This window comes from Brevibacillus halotolerans (assembly GCF_026891775.1).
In the GTDB taxonomy this organism is placed as follows: domain Bacteria; phylum Bacillota; class Bacilli; order Brevibacillales; family Brevibacillaceae; genus Brevibacillus_B; species Brevibacillus_B halotolerans.
This window is the reverse complement of sequence record NZ_JAPTNK010000006.1, coordinates 147,636-174,264: the sequence shown is the minus strand read 5'-3', so window position 1 is coordinate 174,264 and position 26,629 is coordinate 147,636. Positions and strand designations below refer to the sequence as shown.

The following is a 26,629-nucleotide window of genomic DNA, read 5'->3' as shown; positions in this document are numbered from 1 at the left end:
GATAATTAATCTCATTTGCCGAGTTGTTAGGGTAATGAAACAAAACCGCCCAAGGAAGCGGTAAAAAAGGAGAAGCAGAAGAAGATGCAGGTAACAAAGATACTGACTATTATCGTAGGGGTGGCTATGCTACTGCTAGCTACAGGATGCACAGGAGCAGGCAAACCGAATACGGGAGTAATGGAAGAACAAACAACAGCTACCACAGCTAACGAAAAATCATCCTCCCATTCCTTCCCAAAAACAATGAAACACATGAAGGGACAAACCGTTATACAGAATAAGCCAGTTAAAATTGCTACGCCATACATTGCTTTTGTAGACTATTTAGCTGTTCTGGATGAATATCCTTATGCCGCATCAGGGATTTCAACCATTGAACAAAACTTTCCTAATCTTAGTAAACGTATAGCAGGGAAAGCGATCATAGACCTTGGCTTAGAGGCAAATATGGAAAAATTACTAAGCGCGAAACCAGATTTGATCATTGCAGCGGATGACATGATTGGCCAGTATGAACAATTAAGTCAGATTGCTCCAACTGTTATTTTTACTCAAGCAGGTGATTGGCGAGAGACATTGGAGCAGATCGCTGCTGTAATTGGGAAAGAGGATGTAGCGACGAAGATATTAGCAGATTTTGACCAAAAGTCAGCAGACTACAAAAAGAAGCTGGCTTTTAGAAGCCAAGAGTCTGTGCTATTTACCATGTCACGAAGCAAGGATCAATTTGTAACCTGGGAGGAAAAACGCTTCGAGCCTTTTTATAAGGGATTAGGGCTAAAACCGGTGCCAGGAGCAAAAAAAGGTGGTCAATTGTCATTGGAGAGCTTAGCCCAACTAAATCCGGATCATCTGTTTGTGATTAATAATTGGCAAGATCCAATTCCGGGGGGAGTCAAGGAAGCGTTAAAAGATAATCAGGTATGGAACAGTTTGAAGGCAGTCAAAAACAATCAGGTGTATTTTTTAGAGGACCCTTCACTACCTGGACCGATGGCGTTAGCTAAAATTGACGGTTTGGAACAAATTATGCAAGCAATGGGGAAAAAATAAGAAGCGTAAAGGGAAAATAATCTAACAAATAATAGAAAAGGGGATGTATGATGAAATTGAGATTCGCGGTTATGTTCTTAATTGTGCTAGCTGGCATGATTTCAATAGCCGCCTTTAACCCGGTCATTGGTCCTCTTTCACGCAATTTAGGACTAAGTGAGGTTCAATCAGGTTGCTTGGTTTCGATCACAGGAATTTGTTGGTTACTAGGTGGTTACTATTGGGAACGAAGACCAGCCAAAAGTAGAAAAAAATTACTAGCTTCTATTATGTTTGTCTATTTAGTCACCCTAATCGTATTTGCTTTGCTCGCGGACAATGCCAAGAGTAATACGCTGGGTGCTGGTTCCGCTAGTTTATTTTGGATATTCTTGATTTTACGAGCCATTGCAGGCTTTTTCTTTGGGGGTATTCCTGCTAAAGCTCAAGCATATGTAATGGGCTGGACAACGCAGGAAACACGCACATGGGGGATGGCACTATTCGGTGCGGCAAATGGTCTTGGTTTCGTGCTGGGACCAGCGATGAGTGGCGGATTAGCAGTGATTAGTCTGACCGTACCGATGTATGCGGTAGCTATTCTTATGTTGGTGATTGCCGTTATTTTCCTGTTATCCATTCCAGATGAACAGGAAAGTGAGATTCGTCGAACAACAGCCACGATCTCCCCAAATGATTCACGAATCCGCCTTTATCTGTGGATTGGATTTGTTTTATCTGCTGCACTTAATATCGTTCAGGTTACGATTGGATTTTATATCCAAGATACCTTGGGCTACAATGCTCAAAAAGCGACACAGCTTATCGGACTAGGGTTAGCTATTTCGGGTATTATGGTTGTTGCTTCTCAAGTTCTCATCAGTAAGTATTTGAAATGGGAACCTGCAAAAGTGCTGCGAGTAGGTCTTTCATGTGTGACTTTAGGTTTAGTAGGATTTTTGTTGTTCATACGCTTTGCATACATTGATTTTGCTATTTTAGGAATTGGAATAGGGTTTACCTTATTAGGATATAGCTCGGGAGCTTCCCTAGCTGTTGAGGACTATGAACAAAGAAGTGTTGCTTCCTTTATTGCTGCACTGCAAGGGGGAGGCTCGTTCTTTGGGCCTGTTATCGGTACGCTGCTGTATACAAGCAATAAGGTGCTACCATTCTCGTTTTGTGTACTTTTGATTTGTTTGTCAGGACTTTCTTTATTTAGAAAAAGACATCGTGCAAGGGTTTCTGTATAGCAGGAAAAAAGCGGAAAAATAGATGAATGAACTTCGGGAGCATGAAGATTTACTGGCTCTCGGAGTTTTTTTGTATCGGAAAAAATAGTAAAGCTTATTCTTGGTTTGTGGTATAATTCAAAACATTTAAAATGGAGGTAAGCTTAACTATAGACGATATTCGTAAAGGGAGGCTTTGTAGGTTAGAGAAAAGTTCAACAACTAGAGAAAGCTGTATTGAGAGACTACGCGATAAGGTTCAATTACCAAAATGAACCAATGTAATAACAAAGGGGTGGACGTATGCTTCAAATTGTAAAATTGAATAAAGAAGATTACCCTAATGGGAAAGTCATTACATATCAATATCAATCAGATTATTATTACGATGTGCGGATGATATCTAGTGAGAGGGGATGGAGTGTAGACCTCTGCGTAGAAAAATTCGAGAAAACGTTTCAAAAAAAGGAGCTTGGCAATCTCTTTGATGATGATAAAGATGAGCTTGAGTGCTATGCTGCCCTGCGAGATAACAGAGAAGTGGGGATTATCACAATTGCTTATGCAAGCTGGAATCAGAGCTGTGTTATTTGGGATTTGTATGTAAATGAAGAGTGCAAGAGACAGGGGATAGGCAGAGAATTAATTCGTTTTGCTTGTAAACGAGCCAAGGAACTCAATAGTCGCATGATTACTCTAGAAACTCAGACTTCTAATCATCCAGCTATTCAATTTTATTTAGCCTGTGGGTTTACGTTTATCGGATTGAATGTCATGAGCTATTCAAACCAGGACATTGAGAAAAAGGAGGTCAGGATTGAATTGGCCCAATCCTTGAAGGGAATAATGGAGCAGTGAAGTAAAAGGGGGAATAATCCAATAAGAGAGTCCCCTTTCCATAAAACGTGGTCGAACTTAATTATTGTTAAAAGCGTTCTATATGAAAGGGGAAATAACAAAACCATTGGGATTTACTCTAATCAGGCAGTTCGGAGTAAATGTTTTATTGGCTAAGATAAGCTTTTATTGCTTGATATACCATTTTAATGGTTATAGCCAACAATATCACTGCTATTCCTCTTGCTTTTTTATTTTCCCACACCTTAACCAAAGCATATATACTTGAGGCTAGTATAAGTAAGCAGATAATAATATCTAACATAGTTAATCCTTAATAAGGTGTAATTTTATTTTTTAGTAGGTCATACGCATCTGCAAGAGCTTCTTTACCTGCCTTTGAGGCATTGTAAAGTTTGACGGCATTATAACCTGCTACGCCTGCTTCAGGAAGTAGCAAAATGATGGTTTCCCAAGTTACCAAAGCCGCACCTAGCATTGATGCAATTGCGACTTGTGCATCTATTACATCTCCGTGTTTACTCTCAACTTTGTCTGCATATCTAATGAATTTGGATACGTTTTTATTACCTTTGCTATATTTTGTTAACCTTTTACCTTTAGGCTCCTCTAAAAAATCATTTACCTTTGGAAAAGCCTTAAGATAATAATAGTCGTCATTAATCTCATCGTAAGTGACTACTCCCGGACGACCGCCACTCTCACCTTTAAAGGCTTTTGCAAAGGAAGCCTTATCTTCACTTGCTGTAACAGGTTGACTTAAAAAGTCTTGAGATAATTGTTCACCATCAATAAAAAACTTTTTATCACTAGTTATCTTAATCTCGGTAACTTTTCGGTCCGTAGTGTTTTCATGTTCCTCATGATAGTATTTGTTTTCTGTTATTGTTATCAACTTTACTAAGGTTTCTTCTGAATCTTTTGTTACTTCCCTATAAACCTTTTCCATTTCTTCTCCGATTTCATTGCCTTCAATATCTAGTATCGGGGTTTTTTCATCATAAACCAAATCGCTTGATTCAGCCCTTGCCGATTGAATATTTTGAATGCCGAACATGCTGAAAATTAGCGCAAAAACCATCATTAAACTTGTTATTTTCTTGAACATAATAGTCCTCCCAGTTCATTTCAATACTTACAACCGCCTGATTAGAAAAAAATCCCAATTAACGATTTAACAATATACTAATTTTTGGGTTTTTTCTAGACTTTTCCATAAATTTGTCGTAATACAATTTTATTCATTATTTTTCGCTGTATCATCTCTTCATGTAACGAAGCCGACTTTCTCTAATAAGTGGTATGCAGCTGATATAAAAAAGCGCGAGATAAAGAATGATTCTTTCTCTAAGCCAGCTAAAGCAACCTATGACAAAATTATTTCTCTCATTCCTAGTCTTAAAAAATTCCCGGTTATGAATGTCAGTTATCATTATTCGATTAGTTCTTTTGAGATTTTACTTTCATCAGGGATATGAGAAAAAATGGGGGGCTAGTATATTTATTGATCAAAAAACCGGTAAATTGAAATCGTTAGTTACTATTCAAACTCCTTTAAAATCCCTTCCTTCAGATGAAACAGCAAAACAAAAAGCAATGGCATTCCTGAAAGAATTATATGGAGACAAAGCAAAATCAAACAAAGTTAAAGATATTATGGATTGGGGAAGGGAAGCAGAAAAAGAAATGAAAGGGAGAGTGTTCAATTGTTCCTGCCAGAAATTACTGAAACCACAATAATGATTGGGATTAATGGTGATGGGGGAGGTTTTTTAGGTGGAACATTAAAACCATTCAGTAAGGTGTATAGATATACAATTTTCATTCTTTATGCGAAGAAAAAAATTCTCATGAGCTGCTTGTACTAGGTATGTGGATGCTAACGACCAACTTTATTTTTATTTATGGAAATATAATAAGTCAAAATTATAATACTCTATTGAAGGAAGGAAGCCATACAAAAATTTGCAATTGAATTGGGCTATTTGAAATCAGCTTAACAAAATAGTTAGGAAGGAAAATCTCGTCAGTGAGCTATGTACAATGCCTATTTATAAAAAATACCCCATAAAGGGGCAAAGATTAAGGTTTTAGGACTGAAATGGCGTGACGAACTTTATAGGCAAATTGGACGGGATCGTCAATTGATTCAAAGTGTATAAACATGATGCCAGGGTTGTTAAAAAGCCAGTGATTGTGAAGGGCGGTAACCAGTATATCGTAATGTCGAAGAGCAGAAATGAATGGGTTAATTTCTTCTGGGAGAATTACTGTTTCTCCCAAACAAAGCGCCTTCCCATTTTGATCCATTGATTCAAATGAAAACATCATCGGTATTGTTAGAAAGTGGATCTATAGCCATTGAATTCGTCTCCTCCTAAAGTTTTTATTATAGTGTACTTCTGTGGAATAAAAGTGCCTTTAGGTGATATAGCCCATTTCAAAACGGGAATTATGGAGTGGGATTGATGAGTAGGGCTGACACAATAAAAAATCTATACGATCAAGCTAAGGATTTTTAAAGCACAAGGTATGCCCATTTTACAATGAACAAACCATTCAAAGATAAGAAAGCGTGTGCCGCAATGGGGGGGATGATGGACAAAAACCACCGCACATGGTTCTGAATGAACTATTCGATTGGGCTGAAGAAAACGGTATGAATCGGGTTATGGATACAAATTCGTGAACTCGAAGATGATCTAACGTTTTTAGATGAGTAATTCATACAACACACGATTCGTAAATGGGGAAGTCTAGTATGAGAGAACTTCAGCATCAAGGTCTACCTTCCTAAATTTTATTCAATCCGGGGTCTGGTTGGATAACAATCCGGGGATTTCACATCGGACACTTCAGATAGCTTCATCAAATAATAACACTCTTCCCGTGACATATGATCTGCCATAAGTGGAGATAACGTTCCTAATAACTCATCCTTTAATCGTAGATCCTCAAGTTCATGCAAAAAGCTCTGAAATAATTTAATTTCCATTTCAGCTTGATGATTAAAACGATTGAGTGCTGGAAAGTCAGGCAAATTTGTTCGTAGGTAACCAGCTAATTCAATTGCTTTTAGATAAAAGTGCTGAAATTGTTTCGAAAAGTGCATGCTTTTTTGTTTATAGTCATTTTCCACCATATCCAGATTAGAAGAGATGGATTCAGCATGGCCAACAGCATCAGAGAGCCATACCAGATGCAAATGTAGGGGATGATAGGATGGGGGCCAATTACCAGATAAACAGGTCTCCAAGATTCGTTCATATTCTTCTAGCTCATTAATCATATGGTTTATAAAAGTTGGAGGAAGGTTAATGGAAATCTTACCAATAAGATGTCGTTCTAAAAGATGTAGCTTAAACTGGCGCAGATTTTGTACCTCGGTATTTGCTTTTTGGTTGAGTGTATGAATTTCTTCAGCTGACAAATTCCTGCGTGCATAATCTAATAACTTGTCAAATGTATGAATGAAATAGTTAGCCTGCTCGATTTCTGTTTGCTCTTTTGGAGCCAATGATTCAAAAATAAATCGGGAATGATCTCCCAGGATTTGAAGCCAGAAACGGTTTTCAAAAAGAATATCATCGCAAGAAGTTTTCATCACGTCGTTCCCTCCCTTATACGTCCAGAATATGTGTGTAAAACGAGAGGTATGCTAGGGGATTCAATAGATGTAACTTCAAGCCTATTCCTTGTCGGATAGGCTTTTTTTCATACGAAAGCCCACTATAAGTAGAGAGGTGAATTCAAGGTGGATTAGAATAGAAGAACTGATTCAAAAGGGAGGATAAGCAAAGTGTCTCTTACACACTAGGTTGTAAATTTCGGGAGTATCTACATCTATTGTCCATAAGGAATCATTAAAAAGAATAAACAATCCTTTTTGGCTCTTAAGTATTGTTTTTGCCCCTTGGTCACCTGTAAGAAGTTTTATCTCAGGAAACAAGGATTTGGTAAGAAGTATTGGAGGTATTGTGATATCTTGATATTTTGAAGCGATGAAAAGAGGTTTTTTAGTGTATGTGTAGTGAAACACTTTAATTATTTGATTGATATGTTTTCTAGTTACAAAAGGTTGATCAGCAAGCATAACTAAAACTGCCTGAGCTTGTAAAGAAATTGCCTTGTCCAATCCAGTTTGAAGTGAATGTGATTGACAGATGGTATGTGAAAAAGTACGTGCGATATGCAACTTTGATTTATTCTCGTACTTGGGAGACAACCATTCAAACGAATCATTGCTTCTTCCTACGACCACAACGTTCTCCAGCATAGAATGCAGAGCTTCGTGAAGTGCCCAGCTTCCTAATGGCAGATTTCCTAATGGCAAATACCGTTTATCTACCCCCATCCTTGAACTGGTTCCTGCAGCCAAATAGATCCCAACCGTCTTTAAGGATTCGCTCATAAGTTAACACCAGATTCTCATTCTTTTATGTTTCGCTTGAATGATCTCAGCTATAATACTAATTGCTATTATTAGTGGTCTCTATTTCTACGGCTACTGTCATGTATGTTTTTAAATCCCTTATGTTGATAGTAAATGTAGGAATAGGAGTCATCACGGGTCTTGTTATTCTACTCTTCATAAAACGATTTTCAAAAGGGAAACAAGTTGGAGATATCGCAATCGTAAAAAAAGGAAAAATTGAAATAAGGGAATCTGGATTATTCGTCGATGGTGTTTTTGTAAGCACCATAATTGGAACAGCCAATGTGCAAAATGTAATTCTAGAAGAGGCTTTTGCAGTGACAATTGAGCCAAATGAAGAGTATTTACGCATTATTTTAGACAATTATGGGCAAAGAAAAGCTATTCTTTTTGAAGCCACACGTTCTATCGGTGTCAAACGATATCATTATACTTGTAAGGATTTTAAAAGTGGTAAAACAATCATTGTGATCGTCCCACTGATCCGAAACATAGATAAGCTTTTACATGCAGTTAAAAATACACCTTTGCTTGAGTCGGTTAAGAAAAATCCATCATTAATGGATTCCAGCGTGTAGACCAAATAACCGAAAGGTATGGAGGTCTGCACGCCTTTTTGTTGAATGATTTGAATATAGTGGAAAGGAGTGACTTCTTGCTAAACAGACAAGTTTCACACGTCCATGATTTAGGAACGTGGCATGTTTTTTACAGTGTCATTTGATTCAGCTAAATCATCTGACGTACTAACACGGAAACCGTTATATCAGGCCTATAAATTGAGCAATATAAGCATTATGTAAGTGTCCGAATCCCTTGGACGTTTGTTGCTGATTACAGCTATTAGCGTTTTTTAAGAGTATAACGCCCACTTGCCGTACTTTATACAACAAACACACGTTTTATCGCTCTACATAGGAGGGGGAAGGGGAGAGTAAATTTACACTCGAGTCAGAGTGTTTTGCTATCATCGAGATAGGGGCCAAAAAAGTACATGCCCATGAAGCAATTGTGAGGAGTGAGCAACATTGTCGACTCAGCCACGTGGAACAAGCTGATTTACAGATTTTGTTATTACTTTGGCTTGGATCAGGCTGGTATGGGACAGTGCCCCCTTACCTTACATAATTTAGAGAACAGTATACCTAAGGAGTGGCAGAAATGGCGCGTGTTTTATTTATTAATGGTGGATCAGAGGGACATATCAATCCAACTATTGGAGTTGTGCAAGAGCTTATTTCGCGTGGAGAAGAGGTAGTGTACTTCTCTATAGAAGCTTTTCGGGAGCGTATTGAGAAGACGGGCGCTACTGTACGAACATTTGACGATCAAAAATTTATAAAAGCCTTTATCTCAGGTGGAAGAGATTATTTACTCGAAAGAATCAACGGTCTTTTACTTACGGCAGATATCGTCATACCTAGCGTTCTTGAACAGATCAAAGGCGAGCATTTTGATTACATTATCCACGATTCCATGTTTGGTTGTGGACGGTTACTGGCCCAGATCCTTAAGCTTCCCGCAATCAATTCTTGTACTTCTTTTGCGCAGACAAAAGCATCATTCGATAAAATGTTGGCACAGGTTTCTAAAAAAATTCCTACAGAAATAAGTAAACGAATTCAAGATGAATTTCAAAGACTGACGAACATGGTGAAGGAAAAATATGATGTGGAGATCCATTCTCCTTATGAAGTTTTTTGTAATCCTGCACCACTTACAATCGTGTGTATAACTAGGGAGTTTCAACCTTTTGGAGAAGCATTTGACCAAACTTACAAATTTGTAGGTCCATCCATCTCTTCACGATTAACGCAGGAAAACTTCGACCTTACTGCAATCAAGGGGAAAAACCCCATTTACATTTCACTGGGTACTGTCTTAAACCAAGCAATTGATTTCTATAAGCTATGTTTTGAGGCATTTAGGAACACTGATCATACGATTGTCATGTCTATTGGGAATAAAGTCCAAATTTCTGATTTAGGGGATATTCCTAAAAACTTCATCGTAAAAAATTATGTTCCACAAACTGATGTACTGCAATACACTAAATTATTTATTACACATGGTGGAATGAACAGTACCAATGAAGGTCTCTATTTCGGTGTTCCGCTCATTGTAATCCCACAAAGCGCGGACCAGCCGATAATCGCGGAGCAAGTCGCCAATATTGGAGCAGGCATTACATTACAAATGCAAAGCTTGACTGCAAATCAACTACGTGAAGCCGTAGATCATGTGTTAAGCCTCTCATCTTTCAAGAAAGCTGTTGCAAATATTAGGGAAGCCTTTCGAAAATCAGGTGGATATCATCAAGCTGTTGATGAGATTTTCGAATTTAAAAGTCAATATCATATCTAAATATTTTTTCGCTACTATATTGTTGACTTTTTCCCAGTGGTTACTGCAACTTCTTTTGTAATGAAGGAATGGAATAGGATTTATTATAAAAGAAAGATTGTATACTAAATACTTAAAGTAACACGGGATCAAGAGAACAACTAAAAGTAGCTTACGCAGATGTTTATAAAGAGTTATAGGAGCAATAGGGGAACGGGTTCAAATTTCTTCTTTAACTAACGAAGCAGGAGAGTTGAAGAAGAATGTTTAACTTTTTGGTTACCAATTAGGTAGTTTAATGGAATAATTCAATTCATCTGACCAACTTTGACTTGGTCCAGAAACATAATGTGATTCTCATCTACCCTGCATTAACCTATGCTCCATTTCTTTTGCTGTATGAGGAGGAATAGGACCTTAGTATACCTTTTTCATGGTAATTTTTCTGTACATATCCCTAAATAAGATCGGGATGTCTCCTTGTACTATGATCTGCTCCTTGTACGGCTTAACAATTACTTCAAAGTTACGTCCAATATCAGTACCAAGTAAAGAGATAACTGGACGGAGCAGTCTTTTCTTTAAAGAAAGCTTTTTATTTGTAGGTTCAAATTTATCAAAAATGATGATCGTACCACGCTCTTTGGTTACTCGTATCATCTCCTTCATACATTGATTTGCATCAGGCACTACAGAAAGAATAAGATTAGCTACCACCATATCAAATGATTGGTCAAAGAATGCTAAATGCTGGGCATCCATTTCTAGAAATTGAATATTCATTTTTTTGTTTGTTTTTTCTTTGGCTTTAGAAAGCATTGAGGGAGATATATCTATGGCAGTTATTTGAATGTCCTGTTCAGTAAAAAAGCATAAGTCAGCACCTGTACCGATACCAACAAATAGGACATGCTGCTTCTTGGGTAAGACAAGGTCTTCAAACACCTTTTTTCTTGCGTTCAGAAAGATACCGGAGTTAAAAAAGACATCATAGAAAGGTGCTCCTACTTTATAAATAATTTTGTTCCATACGTTGTTCATTCCTCACCTCTATATTCAAACGTTTATTTGATTGTTTTCATTATAGAATAAAATTACTATTCAAACAATCGTTATATTATGAAAGTTAGGTCGAAATGAAGAAGAATAAAACAGAAGACAGATGAGAGCTTTATTGTTTATTTTGGAGAAAAATGAAAGCAAAAGTAATAATAATATCCTCCTTAGAAGGGTGGCTAGTGGGCAAGCTACCCAAAATAAATAAAACCAAGCCTTCTGTACATAAACAGGAGGCTTGGTTTAGAGATTAATAAAGGAAATAACATTTAAATTTTTATCTTGTAGAAATAAGGATTTCTGATGGATGCCTATTGAGGATGTAGTGAAGGTTGATATCTAACTTTCATGAAGAAAGTCGTCTCCTAACATGTAGGAAACGACTTTTTGCAAACCAACTTTAAAAGACATAAATGAATATAGAAAGGAGTTGTTAACGACTTATTGACTTAATTTCGTTAACAAACGATAAGTGAACCATTTCTCATCTGACTTGGTAACGTGTCATCATTCCCTGAATCCTAATAAATTTTATACCCGATACTTATCCTCGAAATAAGCTTCTAGAGAAACCTCACTTTATTTAAAAGTAATACGATTTAAAAGCCTCGCCTTTTGATAATGAAACATCGATTGAGACAGCTCAAATATTGTTCCATTTACAAGGTATACAGTATTTTCAATAAGAAGGGCTGGATCGTGTTCATGTACTTCTAATAATTGTGCACTTTCTTTATCTATCTTTTCACAATGAATCACCTTATCTGCAAAACCGATATGGAGCTGTAAGTCCTCAATTAAATAACTATAGATGGAGCTCGCTGCTATTTCGTTATTTAAATAGGGAACAACGTCTTTTTTAAAGTGGCTTATTTCAATTGAAAATGCTTTCCCATCTACAATTCGTAATCGTTTCACAAAATATAGTTTCGTCCCTGCCTGACATTGCATTCGTTCTGCTAATGTCTCGTCGGCTTCCATTACATGTAGATCTACTACCTTGGTTTCAATATTTTGGGAAGCAAGATCTTTCGTTAACCCTCGTAGACTTGCTAAATTAATATAATCGGTAATAGGGGCTTCGCGTAAAAACATTCCACTGCCCTGCACTTGAAAAATATATCCTCGATTGACAAGCTGACTTACAACCTTACGTATGGTATTGCGGCTAACTTGGAAGATATTCATCAGCTCTTCTTCCGTTGGTAGCTTTTTTGTCTCATTGAATTTCCCATCTCGGATATCTTTTTCTAAGATGTCGGCAATTTTTTTATACTTTACACTCATAGTACGTCTCCTAAAATTATCTTTTCCTCATTATAATTCTTCACCCCTCGTTTCAATGATGTGCTTATACCAGTGAAACGAAAGCTTCTTTTTACGCTTTAAATTATCATTATGGTCGACAAAAATAAAACCATATTGTTTTTTATAACCATTTAACCAACTTAACAGGTCAATCACAGACCATGCATAGTATCCTTTTAGGTGAATTCCTTCCTGGATCGCGCGCTTTACAGCTTTTAAATGTTCTTCAATATATTTAATTCGCGGAACATCTACAATTTCTCCATCAATGATTGGATCTTCATCACCAAGCCCGTTTTCCGTTACATACATTTTAATGTTACCATATCTTTCTTTTAACAGATGCAATCCATCTAAAAAACCTTTCGGAGATATTTCCCATCCCCATTTTGTGTAGGTTTTGTCTTCCATACGCACTGTTCGATAAAATCCATCAAAAGAAGGATTGCCTGGAGCAAGAGTAGATGTTTCTCTAGAATGCTTTTCATTTCTGATATCCTTATCATATCGTTCTACTCGTATAGGCTGGTAATAGTTTAAACCGATAAAATCGTTTTTTTCAGCGTTTTGTTTGATCATCTCTAATTCTTCACTCGTCCAGTTAGGCATCCATCCCTTTTCTTTTAATTGCTCGATTACATAAGAAGGATATTCTCCCTTCAGAACTGGGTCATAAAACCAGAATGTCTCATATTCATTCGCATGGCGTTCCGCCAGTTTATTACTTGGCTGATCATCTACGCTATAGGCAGGTAAAAAAACATGGGTAATGCCAATTTCTCCATATTGCTTTAACTGTTTGTACAATTGAACTGTTTTAGCATGGGCATAAAACACATAATGAGTAGCCTGAAAATAACGTGGAACATCATTCTGAATGCCCGGTGGATGGGCTCCTTTTACATAACCTAATCCGCAAAACATAACTGTCTCATTAAATGTAATCCAATGCTTTACTCGATCACCAAATGCATGAAAACAAATTTCGGCATACTTTACAAATGCCTCGGCGGTTCGCTTATTCGTCCATCCATCATCTTCTTCTAGTGTTAATGGTAAGTCCCAATGGTACAAAGTAACAAACGGAACGATCCCATATTGTAAGCATTCATCAATGACTCGATTATAAAATTCAATGCCTTTTTCGTTTATTTCACCATCCCCGGTTGGTAAAATACGTGCCCACGAAATGGAAAAACGATATGATTCTAATCCCATTTCAGCCATTAATCGGATATCTTCTTCAAAGCGATGATAATGATCAATAGCTACATCACCATTAGTCTGATTGTATGTTTTACCAGGAATTTTTGAAAAAACATCCCAATTGGTAACGCCTTTTCCGTCTTCATTCCAAGCACCTTCTATTTGATAGGATGCTGAAGCAGCTCCAAACAAAAAATCATGTGGAAATTTCAATGTATATACCTCCATTTTTATCATGATGAATTGCGTTTATATCTACTTATTAGATTGGTAGGTACAAATATCTAATCAAAATTATACTCTAAACGACAACCTATTTCTAGATAAGATCATGAATGAACCAAGGCTTATAATTTTGCATGAATTCATAAGTGAAACTGAATTACTACAAAAAAATCAAACCAAGTCAGGGCTACATGAAGAGCGTAGGTAGATTATTATGCAGGATGGTATAAAATATGGAGATTTAAACGTTTTAAAAGAAAAACATGATCGTAAATGAGATTTAGGATAGACCGCCATCTATTGTAAACGTGAGAGCAGAAGTGACGTGTTTATAGGTAAATGCGTCTTCTAATAGGCTTCAGTTACGATTAAGCAGGTGTATGATAAGCGGCTAACGGCTAGCAAACGGTTGAGTAAAAAAGCGAAACGGCTCTGATGTAGACAGAGCCGTTTGATTCATTGTTCCACAAGATGAACATAGACAACTTAGGGAAATTAAAAAATGATTGAAGAGACTTGTACTTGTAGACACGAGATTTATAGGCTACAGATGAGTAGGAAGTGGAACTGTCAAGAAATTTTGGATCAAAGGGGAGAGGGGAGACTAGCAATAAATTATTGCTTGCCCTCTGTATATATTTGGAAGGTAACTCCAAACTTATCTGTTATGATACCGTAAGCAGGACTAAAATGAGTTTCCTGCAGTGGCATATTCACTTGGCCACCCTCCTGCAGAGCTTCATAAATTTGTGTAGACTCTTCCTCATTACTTGTTGCAATACAGATAGTAACTTGATTACCTTTCTGATGCGGTTGACCTGGAAATGTATCTGAAAACATCAGGTCAGTTTCGCCAACTTTAACCATCGCATGTGCCACACGATCTTTTGCATTTGCAGGGATAGGGAATTCAGGATTCTCGGGCATCTCACCAAACGTTTGGTTAAAAAGGACTTTCGCATGTAAAGCTTTTTCATAAAATTGGATAGCCTCCTTGGCATTCCCGTCCATCACTAGATAAGGGATCAACTTCAATGTCATTTCGAACCAGCTCCTTTGGTGTTACATGTTTGATCGTTTCTACAATGCTGCTTGCTGCTTTGATCAGGCTTTTTTCTGAGTGCTGTTAACCAGAGAAACCAACCCTATATCTCATTATTAACATTAATGTGATTATAAAACAAAGAACATACGTTTCTGAATTAGACGTGAGAATGAAAATGCTGCGGTTAGATCATTTCGGAAAAATCGGAAGTAAATTTCAGCTCAACAGGGGGGAAAGTGAGTAGTAGGTTAACATGTTCCTATATTTGCTCCATAGGCACTTTCGCGGTACTCCATAGCTGATATGGCAAACCAGTAAGCTGTACTTGATTGTCTAATTCGCCTTGAATTGTTACTTGAGTTGGAAACACACCTGGTATTCTTTCATCTGGAAACCACAGGCGGCTTGTTTCAATGAGGATAAATAATCCTTCTACATCCCCAACGGCAGCAAATTGTTTCTCATCCTTTCGCCATATTTCCTGTTCAAACGCTTCACAGATATGCTTGGAGCTTTCGGCAACATGAGGAACAGGCAGTCCAATTTCACTGATATAAAGGATACTGTTTTCACTGAATGGAGTCTCGGAGGGGTTGTGTAAGGAGTGATGTGCAATAAACTCGACTAGATTACCGTCTGGATCATAAAAGTACGCTGCAGTTGCGTTCCAGGCAGGGAAAAAGAACTGATTCTGTCTGTCAGTAGAAAAGCAGGAGATTCCTTTGTGTTGAAGCCATTGTATTGATTCAGTCAGTTTATTTGAAGGGATCGTAAAAGCAAAATGATAATAGGCACCTAGATCAGTAACGTTTTTTTGAAATGTTATTTTAGACTCACCAGTTGCAATAGTAAATGCTTCACCAGATGCTTGTTTGATACAAAAACCTAGCAATTCACTATAAAAAGACTTCATTTCGTCTAATCGATTCGATTGTAGTACGATTTCCATGATTCGCATGCAAACACATCCTTTTTTGGGTTTGTGTCTTTGGAAGGCTAATCTGATTCAAGTTTAATCGATTCGCATCGTTTTTCATATCTTTTTCGAATTCCCAGAATACTTCCAGATCCATGAATGATAATATTTGTAGATCAATCATCGTTTTCTCAGGATGCTTTATGATTGAAAAGATGTGACAAGGTAGTCTACTCTCACAAAAGAGCAGGACTACCATTTTAGTTACTTGTTTTGTACTTTTTACCTCTGCTGATTAAGGTGGTTTTTTTTATGTAGGTTCTTTTTGTTAAGATCGCTGTAATTTCAACCTTTAGCTCAACAAAGCAGGATCATTACGTAACATCGTCGAATATCGCTTAGCTAATATTTATCAGAAAAAGGAGACAAGTGCCATGCAGGGCTATAATGTTGTTCCCGTATTGAAGCGGGTTTTGATAGTTCTGGTAGCTACACCTGAATTCCTTTTTGTAATGAGTATAATCTCCATAGAGTTTTTATATATTGAGGTTCACTTGTCAATCAAAGTACCGTCGAATATCTTCCAAAAAGGCTTGGACCGCGGGAGACAAATAACGATTTTTCATAAACGTTAAATAAACAGTCCTCTCCAATGCTGATGAATCAATCGTTTTTGATACGATGCACTCATCAATTGGCTCAGATAAATAATTTTCGGGGATAATCGTAATTCCTAGATTTTCTCTGACTAGTGTTAAGGCTGTTTCAAAGCGTTCAATTTCAAATTTGATTTTCGGTGTTATTTGTTCAAGTGTAAAGGCTGTTAAAATATCTTCTCTGGTCTGAAAACCTTCCGTACTAATGATAAAAGGCTCTCTTTCTAACTCTTCTAAAAGAATAGATCCCCGCTTCTGTGCCAGAGGGTGATCTCTGTGTAGCACAAGCACTAATCTTTCATCGTATAAAGGCAATGATTCAATATCCGGTTCATTTATATACTGATTTGTAATGAGTAGATGTGTATCATACTTCCTCAATGATTCCTTCACAGCTTTTCCACTCAGGACTTCGATCAGCTTAATGTTTATGGTAGGAAAACGATCCTGATACTTACGGATCACTTTTGGAATCCAATGTTTCACTGACTCAATGATGCCGATGATTAGATCACCACTGCCGGTCAGTTTTACCTCCTCCATCTCTTTTTTCAACATGTTCATTTGAGAAAGGAGGAGAATTGATTTTTTATATAAAATTTTACCAGCGTCAGTTAATTCTACTTTTCTTGTATTTCGCTCAAGGAGTGGGGAGCCAATCTCTTGTTCCAAATTTTTAATAGCATTGCTTAACGAAGGCTGTGAAATATGCAGTTTTTGTGCGGCTTTGGAGTAACTCAAGTGATTGGAAACCGTCACAAAATAATGCAATTGTTTGATGTCCAAAAGAAACCCCCTCCTTATTTATAGCTTAAAACTATTAAATTATTTGAATTATATATTAGAAATAATAAGTTTGTCATTATATAATCAAAAAACAAATCTACTTCAGAAATTTCAGAAAGGGTGAATAAATTGGCAACGAATATTCTAGCTGATTTATGGACCGGGCGTACTGATCATACGGAAAGAAGAAGCAGCTTTCGCTATCATCAAATTGTGGAATTGGTAGACTTGGAGAATTTGCAGCCCTCCAAGGATAGCACATGTGCAATTATTGGCTTTGAATGTGAAGAAGGAGTTAGACGCAATCAAGGCCGATTAGGTGCAGCCAAAGCTCCAAATGCTATTAGGCAAGCGCTTGCGAGTCTTCCTTGGAAACTGGAGGAAGGTAAACGTATTATCGATGTGGGCAATATTCAGTGCCAAAACGAAAAACTCGAAGATGCTCAGGAAGAATTGGGTCTGGCAGTCTCGAGAATTTTTTCAAAATCGGCTACTCCTATTATTTTAGGAGGAGGACACGAAACGTTGTATGGACATTATTTAGGTGTCCGAAAACATATAGGCAACGATGCTTCGCTTGGCATCATCAATATTGATGCTCATTTCGATTTACGTTCGTATGAAAATCAGCCTTCATCTGGTACGATGTTTCGACAAATATTAGAAAATGACCAAAATAGCCAATATTTTGTACTTGGTATCCAACGTTTCGGGAATACGCAGGAATTATTTGATAAAGCGGACGAACTCGGTGCCCAGTATATTTATGAAGAAGATATGACTGAAGAACGGATGGATGACATCATTACTGCATTAGACGAATTCATCGAGAAGCAGGATTATGTCATGCTTACGCTTTGTACAGATGTTTTAAATGCGGCATTTGCCCCAGGAGTCAGTGCGCCATCTCCATTTGGATTAACACCAATGGTTGTTCGTACCTTGATTCGCAGAGTGACAGCTCACAAGAAAACGCTTTCTTTTGATGTTTGTGAAGTGAATCCTGTCTTAGATGAAAACGGAAGAACCGTAAAGTTAGGTGCTTATTTGACGAATGAAGCTATCATGAGATTTCTAGGAGGAGACAACTATGACTTTAGCACTTAATCAGGTAAATACGATTTTTCTCGCGGTTGCATTACTAGTAGTAGGATCATACCTAGTAAAAAAAGCAGGGTTTCTGCAAAAATTTTATATCCCGGCACCAGTTGTTGGAGGGCTATTGTTTGCAATCATTGCAACGACCGTAAAAGCGATGGGACTTTTGGAAATTACATTGGATACCTCACTTCAAAGCTTGTTCATGCTCACCTTCTTCACAACTGTAGGATTGGGAGCAAGCTTTAAACTCATCAAGCTAGGCGGCAAGCTGCTTATCATTTACTGGATTGCATGCGGATTCTTGGCTTTAGCACAAAATGTGATTGGGGTTTCCTTGGCTTCATTGTTCGGGATTCATCCGCTAATTGGTATGATGGCAGGCTCAGTATCTATGGAAGGTGGACATGGAGCGGCAGGCGCATTTGGACAAACCCTTGAAGATATGGGAATTCAATCAGCGTTGGCCATTGGGATCGCGGCGGCCACCTTTGGTCTTGTGGCGGGGGGCTTAGTTGGCGGACCGACTGTAAAATATTTAATTTCAAAATACGATCTAAAACCGACTGAAATAGAAGATGAGATAGAGACAGTTGAAGAAAAAGTACAGCCCATTACGACAAACACCTTCTTCATCCAGGTCTTGCTCATTACATTTTGTATGGCGGTTGGTACGTATTTAGGTGAGCTGTTCACATCAGCAACAGGCTTTGTTCTACCTAGTTATGTAGGAGCCATGTTCGTGGCAGTTATTGCCCGCAACATTGTAGATAAATGGAATCCGAATGCAATTGACATGAAGAGTATCAACCTGATTAGTGATGTGACACTCGGAATCTTCCTGTCTATGGCACTCATGAGCATAAAATTATGGGAAGTAGCTGATCTTGCACTTCCAATGCTTTTAATCGTGTTTGTACAAGTTGTATTTATCGTCCTGTTTGGGATTTTCATTTTGTTCCGATTGCTTGGTAAAAACTATGATGCCGCAGTAATGGTCGCAGGTTTTACAGGTCATGGCCTTGGCGCTACACCAAATGCAATGGCGAATATGGCTGCAGTGACTGAGCGATTTGGACCTTCGCGTAAAGCCTACCTGGTCGTTCCAGTTGTCGGTGCCTTTCTCATTGATGTGTTTGGTATGCCGATCATTATTACAACAATAAATTTATTTAAATAACAGGATGAAGAATGATCCTTATCTTATTCAGATGCATAAAAATTGCGGTATTTCAGATTATTTCAAGTATGGTCATATATGGTTCAGATTAATTTTAAGCAAAAATCAGACCGTGAGAGGGGGAGCCCACGGTCTGTTTGTGAATTAGAACCAAGTTATATGGATCCTATAAGTCGTTTTACTTTTATGATCATGAATTAACGCAGGCTCAAATGGGGTAGGATTAAGAGCTATAACTTTTGTTCGGTTATTTGCAATATCCGGTTCAAGTCGAATCGTACCTGGTGCTCCTTCTACAAAAAATCCTGTATTTGGAATATAAAGATGATTGTCAACTACAAGGTTTTTCGTAACGATGCTATAACCAGGATACACAATGCTTGGTTGAATTGCATGTGCTGGATCAGGGGATCGTTCAAGAGTAGAGTGTGCACTAACAGCTTGTGCTCCAAACATCAAAGAAACTGCTATTAGTGAGGAAGCAAGAATGTTTACTTTCTTCATCATTACCACTCCTTCAAATTTAGGCACCCACAATGAGAATCAATAATATGTATTTTTTGAATATGAATACTGCTACACAAAGGGTTATGTTTGAATTATATACATTTTTTACCATTTGTACATACAGAACAGAAGTCGAACAAACAATTAATTTTAGGCGGCTATTAACAAGAATAACACGAGCATAAATGAATAAATTACTTCTTCCCATTTCGTAGATTCCGATTAGAGATTTTTCTAAATAATCACTATCTGAATATCGGACCAAACTGATATAATATGCTTACATGTAGCATGAAAAAATGGTTCCAATACATCAACGACAGATAAAGCCTAATAGGGAGATATAATGAAACAAGAATTCCTTTATTTCACCTGTAAAATAACTAATGATGATTCCTTTAACGAATTAAAAAGCTTGTTCCATAAACTAAAAACAGCAAAAGAATCTGGTAAACTGCATGACGGTGACTATGTACTTTGGAAGTCATTTTTTAAGAAAGAGCAATTGGTAAAGTTTTGGAACCCGTCCCAGCAGGAATTGGATGAGCATTGGAGCCTGTATAATTCGTTATCCGTTGACGAGAGAAATACAGATCTTAGATTAAAAGTACCTTGGGATTTTGAATCATGGTTAGATGCGATCGCCAGTGCTGAATATACGCTTATAAGCTGTGAACGTATAGCTCAAAATAGAGGGAAATTTGAATATGACCCATGGGCATTTCCGTATGGAAGCGCTGATGCTCTTCGATTCTTACTTCACATTTTTGACTGTGACATTATTGAAGAAGAAACTGGATATTGAAAATAGTAGGGACCAAAAGCTTCTTTACATAAAACGATGACAAACATTGAAATAGGAAGTGTAGAATATGAATTATCAAAAATTGAGTAAAGAAATTTCATATGCTTTGCGTCATGCACCACATGAATATGAATTAGAATTAGATGAATATGGATGGGTTCAAACTGAGCAATTATTGCATTCCCTACATGAACAACCAGTATGGCGTAATGTGAGTGAAAAGGACCTGCAAGTTATGATTTCACAATTTGATAAGAAACGATTTGAAATGGAAAATGGAAAAATGAGAGCCCTCTATGGCCACTCAACAGCGAAAAGAGTTTTGAAAGAGGAAAGTGAGCCGCCAGAGTTTCTTTATCATGGTACACCAAAACGATTTGTTTCATTGATATTGGAACAAGGGCTATTACCTAAAGGAAGACAATATGTTCATCTATCAGAAGAAATTCAGACTGCAAAACAAGTGGGGAAAAGAAGAGATACGCATCCAACTATTTTAAAGATAGAGGCAAAAAAAGCATGGGCGAATAAAGTTACCTTTTATCATGGAAACGAAATGGTTTGGCTGGCTGATAAAATAGATAGGCAGTATATTTCGATCCTTGAATAAGGAGTAAATAGAAGGATACTGTTATTCCGTTTTTTTGGACTTGAAAGATAAGTATACTTTTAGGTGGATCATTTGGAAGTAGGCTTCAAAATGCTGTAAGGAAGCTGTTTTTTACAGAAATTAGCGGAATTGGTAAGGGAGAATTACCCCTATAAACAAGGAAAGGAGGGTCAAAAAAAGTTCATGTAATGGACTAGGTGTATAAATATGCAATTCTACATTGCGTTGTGTCCTTTTATTGCTTATAATCATCAGCGAGGTGGTTAATATATGTCATTAACAGTTAAAATTACCATAAAGGACGACAAAGGAAAAGAAGCTGAAATAGAGCTACAAGAAACGGATAATCTAGCAAAATTAGTTATTGTTCAAAATGTATTTAACTTATTTGGTGTTGATAAAGATATACTGGACACAGTGAACGAATTTGAAAAGATTGGCAAGGCTTACAGTCATTTTTTTGACAATATGAAACAAGAAGAAGAGCAGTTGGAAGAAAAGGATATAAGGGAAAAACGCATTGTTAATAATGAACAAATTAGGGAACAAATGATCAAAAGCTTTCAGGAGATCGAAGAGACGAAAGAGGCTGAAGCTAAGCCAGTTGATGATTCAGATTACTTAACTACAGGTATCAAGGAAGACTCAAATGGCAAAAAACGCTATAAACTAAGATATGAATGTCCAATCTGTATGAATAAGGGCGTACATTATATTTACAAAAATTCGACTGAGACATGGTGCCATTCCTGTGGAAGTAAGATGCCTATCAAAGCAGCACACAAGGATGGATTCCCAAATAGAGATTCACACGGGAATTTTTATCGAGCAGGAGATTACTATGATTACACCTGTTAACAGTGATTACTCATAGTTGAATCGAGATTACTTTGGAAGAGATGTATAAAAGTGACATGAATCTGATGACCCCCAGAAGGTTTCTGGGGGTTTAATGAAGTCTTGGTTTTCAGTCGGCTTTTTGCTGCTAGTAGGCAAATACTAGGATTATGCCAGTATAAGCAGTGAAAACATCATAAAACAAGTATTTTACAGGTTACTAATGGCTCTGACATTTTGTTTACGATATATTTTCCATGTAATAAACAGCGTAATCAGTAATATGCAAGCAGTTAGATAGCTCCCCTCAGCACCAAAAGCTCCTCCAGAAAGCATGGCATCCCCGATCGGTTGAACCTTTACAAGGGAAGGCGCCCCTGATTCGCCACCCGAAACTGCAAATCCAAAAGCAGATTGTAAGAAATTCCATATAAAATGAGCACCAATAGGAAGCCATAGCTTGCCAGTCATCTCTCTCATTACACCTAGAAACAAGCCATCGAGAAAGAGGAACAGCATTGGGAGAAGTGACTCGGTAGAACCTGTGTTAAACAAATGAATAGATGCAAACAAAAGAGAGGTAAGCAGAATTGAAGCTTTCATGCCAAATGACTCCTTTACAAGTCCCTGAATGTATCCTCTCACCAGTCCTTCTTCAACGATGGCAACCACTATCCACTTGGGAATGGTAGACAGAATAGCCGCCAGAAGATAGACATCTATTTGTACGCTTGTAAGCTGTACCCCACCGAATAACCAAATAAGTGCACAGGAAAGGAAAATTGTGCAGGCTCCTATTCCAATACCCATTGTAAGCTGCTTCCAGCTTTCCTCTCTTCCAAATCCTAGAGGCCAAAGAGATTTTCTTTCAAATAGCCGATAGGTAATCCATACGCCAATCAGCATTCCTATTTGAGACAAATATTTGAGTGAGGCAGGCAATAGTGCATGGAGGAGAAATGAAATGAGGAAGCCTATAAGGATTGTAAGTGCTATTTTTGCGATGACTTGTAGGGAGAGTACGATGGTTTTCATTGAAGAGGCCTCCTAGATCTTTTACCTATCATATCTTTCCATTTTAAGCGATTGGATGAGTATATGAAAGACTCATTACCTTATTTTCACAAATATTCCACCACTCGATTGAATCATTTTCATATAAAGCTACTGCTGCCAAATGACTGATCCATAACGTGATTATTCTACATTAAGAAGCAGGGAGCAACTAGTACCATTGCTAGAAGAAGAGGAAGAGGCTGCTCATGCGAAATTGCATGAAACAATGGAAGGCATCGTTAACATCTTTGATGAATGGTAGATAACTCATCGTACAGTGCATTTATTGATAATGATAACTATTATCATATATAATGAAGGATGCATAATGATACAAGCTAGGATGATGAAAGCAACAATCCTATCGGTAACCATCCGGTGGAATTGTATGCGGTGTGCGGCAGTGCTGCCTGACAACTTGATGCGACACAACATCAAGTAACTTGATGTCATAATTTTTGCATGATGGCAAGGGGGGCTCATAGTTTGTTCAGGTAGTCGTGATATGTAGCGTGCTTTAAGGAGATGAATGACAGATATGCAAATGAACGACTATTTTGTGTTGTGGAATCATGCTTTCATTCGGGTGTTGGATATCCGTCATGCGATCCTGAGGGTAGGAGAAGAGCTTGGCTCATATCGACTCCCCACAAGCTGTTTTTTGTATGCAACTCGTGGTGGTGCTCAAATACTGCTTGGCGGGGAAGTTCATCGATCAGAGAGATTCCATGTACTCCATAGCGGGAAGGGGACATGCTTAGAAATTATAGGGATAGAAGACGAGTTTGAATACTATATGATTCTATATAAGGCTACACTTCCACGTCCATGTAGCCAGGACATTCTAGAGCTGTTGGAAACTAGCAATCCTTTTCAAATACAGTACAGCTTTTCACCAAATGACCCAATCTCACTATTCCATAAAGTGAAAGCTATGAATCAAGAATGGAAACAACCAAGGTCAATTGAACGTTTTTATGTTAAATCAGAGTTTTATCCATTTGTCTACAGTATTCTGCGGCAGCTCCAAGATCAAGAGATTGTTGTGAAAGAGCCGGGAATTGCTATACAAGTGATTATGTATATGCAAAAGCATTACTCGGAATCGATCACTCTCGAATCCCTTGCAGAGACTTTGAATTACAGTGTTCCCCACTTATCCGCTCTGTTTAAAAAGGAGACCGGGCACAGTCTGATTCATTATCTAATCCGGATAAGAATGGATAAGGCAGCAAGTCTACTAGTAGAAACGGATGCAACATTACGAGAAATAGCTGTCAGTGTGGGTTATGAGGACCCGTATTATTTTGGGCGTCTATTCAAAAAGTACAAGGGTGTTTCGCCTGCCCGTTATAGAGTTAGAGAGCTACAGCATCAAACAGAAGAAAGTCCTTCTAACTTCATTCAATCCTCCATTGAAGTTCAAAAGGGCTCACGTTATATTGAGGGTGATATTCATTATCAATATAAGAGAGAGGGACTTACACCGATGTACAAACAATCTAGGTCAACTACTACGGCAACATTATTCCTTTGCTTTGCGTTACTTCTCAGTGCGTGTTCTGTTGGCACTTCAAACACGAATACAGCAACTTCGGGAAATCAATCGTCATCTGCTGGCTCAGTATCGCACAATTCTACTCAAACGAATTCCGGTCAGGCTTCTGAAAGCGCACCAACCAAAATAATATCGACGGTTAGCGGTGACATACGAATTCCCGTTAACCCCCAAAGGATTATAGCTGACCAGTATCTGGGCAGTTTTATTGCGCTTGGTATTACCCCCATTGGAACTCCCGGACTGCACCGGAAAAATCCGTATTTTGCCGAAGCACTCAAGGAAGTGGAGGATATTGGTGATGTGGAGGGTTCATTGGAAAAGGTGATTGATTTACAACCAGACCTGATCGTAACAGGGTCGGCAGAAGATCATAGCAGATATCAGCAATTATCCAAGATTGCCCCTACCATATCAATTCCTTATGGCGAATTAAAAAATGCCCATGAAGAGCTGACTTACTTTGGCAAGCTACTAGGTAAGGAAAAAGAAGCTGAAAAATGGCTTGCGGAGTACGATCATCGTATTTCTGTAGCAAGAGAAAAAGCAAGGAAAGCAGTGCCTTCTAATGCTACCTTTTCTATATTTGAGCTTACACCCAAGGGGACCTATGCTTACGGGGACAATTTTGGACGAGGTGGTCAAGCTGTATATCAAGCATTGGGATTCAAGCCTCCAGCACCGATAGCAGCCGAAATTAGTAAAAAACAGTGGGTTGAGCTGTCTAATGAGTTACTACAACAATATGCAGGCGATTATATCATCCTGACCTCTGACGACCGTACCTTAGAGGACTTGAAAGCCGACCCGATCTGGGCTTCTCTTGATGCAGTCAAAAACAATCGTGTATACATATGGAAAGAAGAGCGATCCTGGTACTTTGACCCAATCGCAGTATTGTCACAAACAGAGGAAATCGCGGATTGGCTGGCAGGTCAGCGCTAAGTGTGTATAGAAACATTATCTATAAATGAAATTTGAATAAACAAAGCAATCACTCAGTGAAGTGTCCCGTATACATGTTAGGTAGCCTAGAGCTTTTCCGAAGTCGATGTAAGAGGATGCTTCACTGTTTTGCTAGATATGAGCTTTATGGATGTTCTTGTTTCATATTTCACAATGTAACTCGTTATAATTATGAAAGAGGAATTTCCCGTTATTTACGAAAAGAATGCTTATAATACGTTATCCTAATTGCTTTCTATCCATTTATTGCTTATAATCATTTTCGAGGTGGTCTAAAATGTCATTATTAGTCAAAATTTCCATTAAAGATGATAAGGGCAAAGAAGCTGGAATCGAGCTTCAGGAAAACGACTATTTAGCTAAATTAGTGATTATTCAGAACGTATTTAATCTTTTTGGTGTGGACAAGGATATTCTAAAAACAGTAAACGAGTTCGAAAAGATAGGTAAGGCCTATAGTAATTTCTTTGAAAATATGCAGCAAGAAGAGGAGCAGAAGATAGAACAGCATCTAGACAATAACGATGAGAACCAAGAACAAGTAAGTGCGGATTTGCTGGAGGATAAGAAGTCAAATGAAAGTCATGAAAATGTTGTTCATGTTGCAGATTATCTTACAACAGGAATTAAAGAAGATGCAAACGGAACAAAACGCTACAAATTAAGATATGAATGTCCCATTTGCATGAATAAGGGCGTTCATTATATTTACAAGAATTCGACTGAGACCTGGTGTCATGCCTGTGGAAGTAAAATGCCAATAAAATCAGCACATAAAGATGGATTTCCCAACAGAGATTCACATGGGAATTTTTATCGAGCAGGAGACTATTACGATTACTCAAGCTAACATTTCTCCCAAAACTAGCAGGATATCTTACAACTTATGATAAAATAGGATATGACCAAAA

General features: G+C 37.8%; 25 protein-coding genes. 13 read left to right on the top strand and 12 right to left on the bottom strand.

Annotated elements, in window-relative coordinates:
• Positions 1-84 precede the first annotated feature (84 nt).
• The 3 genes from O0550_RS10665 to O0550_RS10655 all read left to right on the top strand — a co-directional run bounded on the left by O0550_RS10665 (position 85) and on the right by O0550_RS10655 (position 3,125).
• Entirely contained in the window at positions 85-1,056 is a 972-nt protein-coding gene (locus O0550_RS10665) for an ABC transporter substrate-binding protein (RefSeq protein WP_258426281.1), read from the top strand.
• Between the two features lie 50 nt (positions 1,057-1,106).
• The gene (locus tag O0550_RS10660) at positions 1,107-2,288 is read left to right on the top strand and encodes an MFS transporter (protein WP_258426280.1); all 1,182 of its coding nucleotides are present in this window, start codon (positions 1,107-1,109) and stop codon (positions 2,286-2,288) included.
• 282 nt (positions 2,289-2,570) lie between these two features.
• Positions 2,571-3,125 carry a GNAT family N-acetyltransferase gene (locus O0550_RS10655; protein ID WP_258426279.1) on the top strand — a complete coding sequence of 185 codons (555 nt, stop codon included), beginning with the start codon at positions 2,571-2,573 and terminating at the stop codon, positions 3,123-3,125.
• Between the two features lie 313 nt (positions 3,126-3,438).
• Here O0550_RS10655 and O0550_RS10650 read toward each other — a convergent pair whose 3' ends face one another.
• On the bottom strand, positions 3,439-4,233 hold the full coding sequence (locus O0550_RS10650; RefSeq protein WP_258426278.1) for a hypothetical protein: 795 nt from the start codon (positions 4,231-4,233) through the stop codon (positions 3,439-3,441).
• A 311-nt stretch (positions 4,234-4,544) separates the two neighbouring features.
• On the opposite strand from O0550_RS10650, the gene O0550_RS10645 reads away from it, so the two are divergent.
• Positions 4,545-4,865, top strand: coding sequence for a hypothetical protein (locus O0550_RS10645; protein WP_258426277.1), 321 nt, complete (start codon positions 4,545-4,547; stop codon positions 4,863-4,865).
• A 342-nt stretch (positions 4,866-5,207) separates the two neighbouring features.
• Here the strand turns inward: O0550_RS10645 and O0550_RS10640 are convergent, their stop codons facing one another.
• The 3 genes from O0550_RS10640 to O0550_RS10630 form a co-directional block, all read right to left on the bottom strand.
• Positions 5,208-5,456 (bottom strand): DUF1259 domain-containing protein, encoded by a 249-nt coding sequence (locus O0550_RS10640; protein WP_258426276.1) that lies wholly within the window; start codon positions 5,454-5,456, stop codon positions 5,208-5,210.
• A gap of 469 nt (positions 5,457-5,925) precedes the next feature.
• Positions 5,926-6,729 carry a DUF2935 domain-containing protein gene (locus O0550_RS10635; protein WP_258426318.1) on the bottom strand — a complete coding sequence of 268 codons (804 nt, stop codon included), beginning with the start codon at positions 6,727-6,729 and terminating at the stop codon, positions 5,926-5,928.
• A gap of 174 nt (positions 6,730-6,903) precedes the next feature.
• Positions 6,904-7,536: a nucleotidyltransferase family protein gene (locus tag O0550_RS10630; protein WP_258426275.1), complete on the bottom strand. Its 633-nt coding sequence runs from the start codon at positions 7,534-7,536 to the stop codon at positions 6,904-6,906.
• Positions 7,537-7,610: 74 nt separating this feature from the next.
• On the opposite strand from O0550_RS10630, the gene O0550_RS10625 reads away from it, so the two are divergent.
• A complete protein-coding gene (locus O0550_RS10625) occupies positions 7,611-8,138 on the top strand; it encodes a YIEGIA domain-containing protein (protein WP_258426317.1) in 528 nt (175 codons plus the stop codon).
• Positions 8,139-8,721: 583 nt separating this feature from the next.
• Positions 8,722-9,924 carry a macrolide family glycosyltransferase gene (locus O0550_RS10620; RefSeq protein WP_258426274.1) on the top strand — a complete coding sequence of 401 codons (1,203 nt, stop codon included), beginning with the start codon at positions 8,722-8,724 and terminating at the stop codon, positions 9,922-9,924.
• 396 nt (positions 9,925-10,320) lie between these two features.
• Here the strand turns inward: O0550_RS10620 and O0550_RS10615 are convergent, their stop codons facing one another.
• From O0550_RS10615 to O0550_RS10590, 6 genes are all read right to left on the bottom strand, one after another.
• Entirely contained in the window at positions 10,321-10,944 is a 624-nt protein-coding gene (locus O0550_RS10615) for a class I SAM-dependent methyltransferase (RefSeq protein ID WP_258426273.1), read from the bottom strand.
• A 594-nt stretch (positions 10,945-11,538) separates the two neighbouring features.
• The gene (locus O0550_RS10610) at positions 11,539-12,246 is read right to left on the bottom strand and encodes a GntR family transcriptional regulator (RefSeq protein WP_003337307.1); all 708 of its coding nucleotides are present in this window, start codon (positions 12,244-12,246) and stop codon (positions 11,539-11,541) included.
• Between the two features lie 30 nt (positions 12,247-12,276).
• Positions 12,277-13,686: a glycoside hydrolase family 1 protein gene (locus O0550_RS10605; protein WP_258426272.1), complete on the bottom strand. Its 1,410-nt coding sequence runs from the start codon at positions 13,684-13,686 to the stop codon at positions 12,277-12,279.
• A 627-nt stretch (positions 13,687-14,313) separates the two neighbouring features.
• Positions 14,314-14,739, bottom strand: a complete 426-nt coding sequence (locus tag O0550_RS10600; RefSeq protein WP_258426271.1) for a VOC family protein — start codon at positions 14,737-14,739, stop codon at positions 14,314-14,316.
• Between the two features lie 263 nt (positions 14,740-15,002).
• Positions 15,003-15,701: a VOC family protein gene (locus O0550_RS10595; protein ID WP_258426270.1), complete on the bottom strand. Its 699-nt coding sequence runs from the start codon at positions 15,699-15,701 to the stop codon at positions 15,003-15,005.
• 515 nt (positions 15,702-16,216) lie between these two features.
• The gene (locus tag O0550_RS10590) at positions 16,217-17,101 is read right to left on the bottom strand and encodes a LysR family transcriptional regulator (protein WP_258426269.1); all 885 of its coding nucleotides are present in this window, start codon (positions 17,099-17,101) and stop codon (positions 16,217-16,219) included.
• Positions 17,102-17,230: 129 nt separating this feature from the next.
• On the opposite strand from O0550_RS10590, the gene hutG reads away from it, so the two are divergent.
• On the top strand, positions 17,231-18,208 hold the full coding sequence (gene hutG / locus O0550_RS10585) for a formimidoylglutamase (RefSeq protein WP_258426268.1): 978 nt from the start codon (positions 17,231-17,233) through the stop codon (positions 18,206-18,208).
• Positions 18,192-19,379 (top strand): sodium/glutamate symporter, encoded by a 1,188-nt coding sequence (gene gltS / locus O0550_RS10580; RefSeq protein WP_003345473.1) that lies wholly within the window; start codon positions 18,192-18,194, stop codon positions 19,377-19,379. The genes hutG and gltS overlap by 17 nt, the downstream gene beginning before the upstream one ends.
• A 144-nt stretch (positions 19,380-19,523) precedes the next feature.
• Here the strand turns inward: gltS and O0550_RS10575 are convergent, their stop codons facing one another.
• Positions 19,524-19,886 (bottom strand): hypothetical protein, encoded by a 363-nt coding sequence (locus tag O0550_RS10575; RefSeq protein WP_003345476.1) that lies wholly within the window; start codon positions 19,884-19,886, stop codon positions 19,524-19,526.
• 346 nt (positions 19,887-20,232) lie between these two features.
• On the opposite strand from O0550_RS10575, the gene O0550_RS10570 reads away from it, so the two are divergent.
• From O0550_RS10570 to O0550_RS10560, 3 genes are all read left to right on the top strand, one after another.
• On the top strand, positions 20,233-20,691 hold the full coding sequence (locus O0550_RS10570) for a hypothetical protein (protein ID WP_258426267.1): 459 nt from the start codon (positions 20,233-20,235) through the stop codon (positions 20,689-20,691).
• A gap of 67 nt (positions 20,692-20,758) precedes the next feature.
• Positions 20,759-21,301, top strand: a complete 543-nt coding sequence (locus O0550_RS10565; RefSeq protein ID WP_003337317.1) for an RNA 2'-phosphotransferase — start codon at positions 20,759-20,761, stop codon at positions 21,299-21,301.
• A gap of 270 nt (positions 21,302-21,571) precedes the next feature.
• Entirely contained in the window at positions 21,572-22,159 is a 588-nt protein-coding gene (locus O0550_RS10560) for a hypothetical protein (RefSeq protein WP_003345484.1), read from the top strand.
• A 189-nt stretch (positions 22,160-22,348) separates the two neighbouring features.
• Here the strand turns inward: O0550_RS10560 and O0550_RS10555 are convergent, their stop codons facing one another.
• Positions 22,349-23,173: a CPBP family intramembrane glutamic endopeptidase gene (locus tag O0550_RS10555; protein ID WP_258426266.1), complete on the bottom strand. Its 825-nt coding sequence runs from the start codon at positions 23,171-23,173 to the stop codon at positions 22,349-22,351.
• Between the two features lie 550 nt (positions 23,174-23,723).
• On the opposite strand from O0550_RS10555, the gene O0550_RS10550 reads away from it, so the two are divergent.
• Positions 23,724-25,697, top strand: a complete 1,974-nt coding sequence (locus O0550_RS10550) for an AraC family transcriptional regulator (RefSeq protein WP_258426265.1) — start codon at positions 23,724-23,726, stop codon at positions 25,695-25,697.
• Between the two features lie 298 nt (positions 25,698-25,995).
• Positions 25,996-26,568: a hypothetical protein gene (locus tag O0550_RS10545; protein ID WP_003337321.1), complete on the top strand. Its 573-nt coding sequence runs from the start codon at positions 25,996-25,998 to the stop codon at positions 26,566-26,568.
• Positions 26,569-26,629 lie beyond the last annotated feature (61 nt).

What these genes read in the sequence shown, in the direction of transcription:
- O0550_RS10655 (WP_258426279.1), top strand. Translation starts at nt 2,571, where the DNA reads ATGCTTCAAATTGTAAAATTGAATAAAGAAGATTACCCTAATGGGAAA.
- O0550_RS10555 (WP_258426266.1), bottom strand. Translation starts at nt 23,173, where the DNA reads ATGAAAACCATCGTACTCTCCCTACAAGTCATCGCAAAAATAGCACTT.
- gltS (WP_003345473.1), top strand. Translation starts at nt 18,192, where the DNA reads ATGACTTTAGCACTTAATCAGGTAAATACGATTTTTCTCGCGGTTGCA.
- O0550_RS10640 (WP_258426276.1), bottom strand. Translation starts at nt 5,456, where the DNA reads ATGATGTTTTCATTTGAATCAATGGATCAAAATGGGAAGGCGCTTTGT.
- O0550_RS10660 (WP_258426280.1), top strand. Translation starts at nt 1,107, where the DNA reads ATGAAATTGAGATTCGCGGTTATGTTCTTAATTGTGCTAGCTGGCATG.
- O0550_RS10545 (WP_003337321.1), top strand. Translation starts at nt 25,996, where the DNA reads ATGTCATTATTAGTCAAAATTTCCATTAAAGATGATAAGGGCAAAGAA.
- O0550_RS10565 (WP_003337317.1), top strand. Translation starts at nt 20,759, where the DNA reads ATGAATTATCAAAAATTGAGTAAAGAAATTTCATATGCTTTGCGTCAT.
- O0550_RS10645 (WP_258426277.1), top strand. Translation starts at nt 4,545, where the DNA reads ATGTCAGTTATCATTATTCGATTAGTTCTTTTGAGATTTTACTTTCAT.
- O0550_RS10600 (WP_258426271.1), bottom strand. Translation starts at nt 14,739, where the DNA reads ATGACATTGAAGTTGATCCCTTATCTAGTGATGGACGGGAATGCCAAG.
- O0550_RS10575 (WP_003345476.1), bottom strand. Translation starts at nt 19,886, where the DNA reads ATGATGAAGAAAGTAAACATTCTTGCTTCCTCACTAATAGCAGTTTCT.
- O0550_RS10615 (WP_258426273.1), bottom strand. Translation starts at nt 10,944, where the DNA reads ATGAACAACGTATGGAACAAAATTATTTATAAAGTAGGAGCACCTTTC.
- O0550_RS10560 (WP_003345484.1), top strand. Translation starts at nt 21,572, where the DNA reads ATGTCATTAACAGTTAAAATTACCATAAAGGACGACAAAGGAAAAGAA.
- O0550_RS10570 (WP_258426267.1), top strand. Translation starts at nt 20,233, where the DNA reads ATGAAACAAGAATTCCTTTATTTCACCTGTAAAATAACTAATGATGAT.
- O0550_RS10650 (WP_258426278.1), bottom strand. Translation starts at nt 4,233, where the DNA reads ATGTTCAAGAAAATAACAAGTTTAATGATGGTTTTTGCGCTAATTTTC.
- O0550_RS10665 (WP_258426281.1), top strand. Translation starts at nt 85, where the DNA reads ATGCAGGTAACAAAGATACTGACTATTATCGTAGGGGTGGCTATGCTA.
- O0550_RS10595 (WP_258426270.1), bottom strand. Translation starts at nt 15,701, where the DNA reads ATGCGAATCATGGAAATCGTACTACAATCGAATCGATTAGACGAAATG.
- O0550_RS10630 (WP_258426275.1), bottom strand. Translation starts at nt 7,536, where the DNA reads ATGAGCGAATCCTTAAAGACGGTTGGGATCTATTTGGCTGCAGGAACC.
- O0550_RS10620 (WP_258426274.1), top strand. Translation starts at nt 8,722, where the DNA reads ATGGCGCGTGTTTTATTTATTAATGGTGGATCAGAGGGACATATCAAT.
- O0550_RS10550 (WP_258426265.1), top strand. Translation starts at nt 23,724, where the DNA reads ATGACAGATATGCAAATGAACGACTATTTTGTGTTGTGGAATCATGCT.
- O0550_RS10635 (WP_258426318.1), bottom strand. Translation starts at nt 6,729, where the DNA reads ATGAAAACTTCTTGCGATGATATTCTTTTTGAAAACCGTTTCTGGCTT.
- O0550_RS10610 (WP_003337307.1), bottom strand. Translation starts at nt 12,246, where the DNA reads ATGAGTGTAAAGTATAAAAAAATTGCCGACATCTTAGAAAAAGATATC.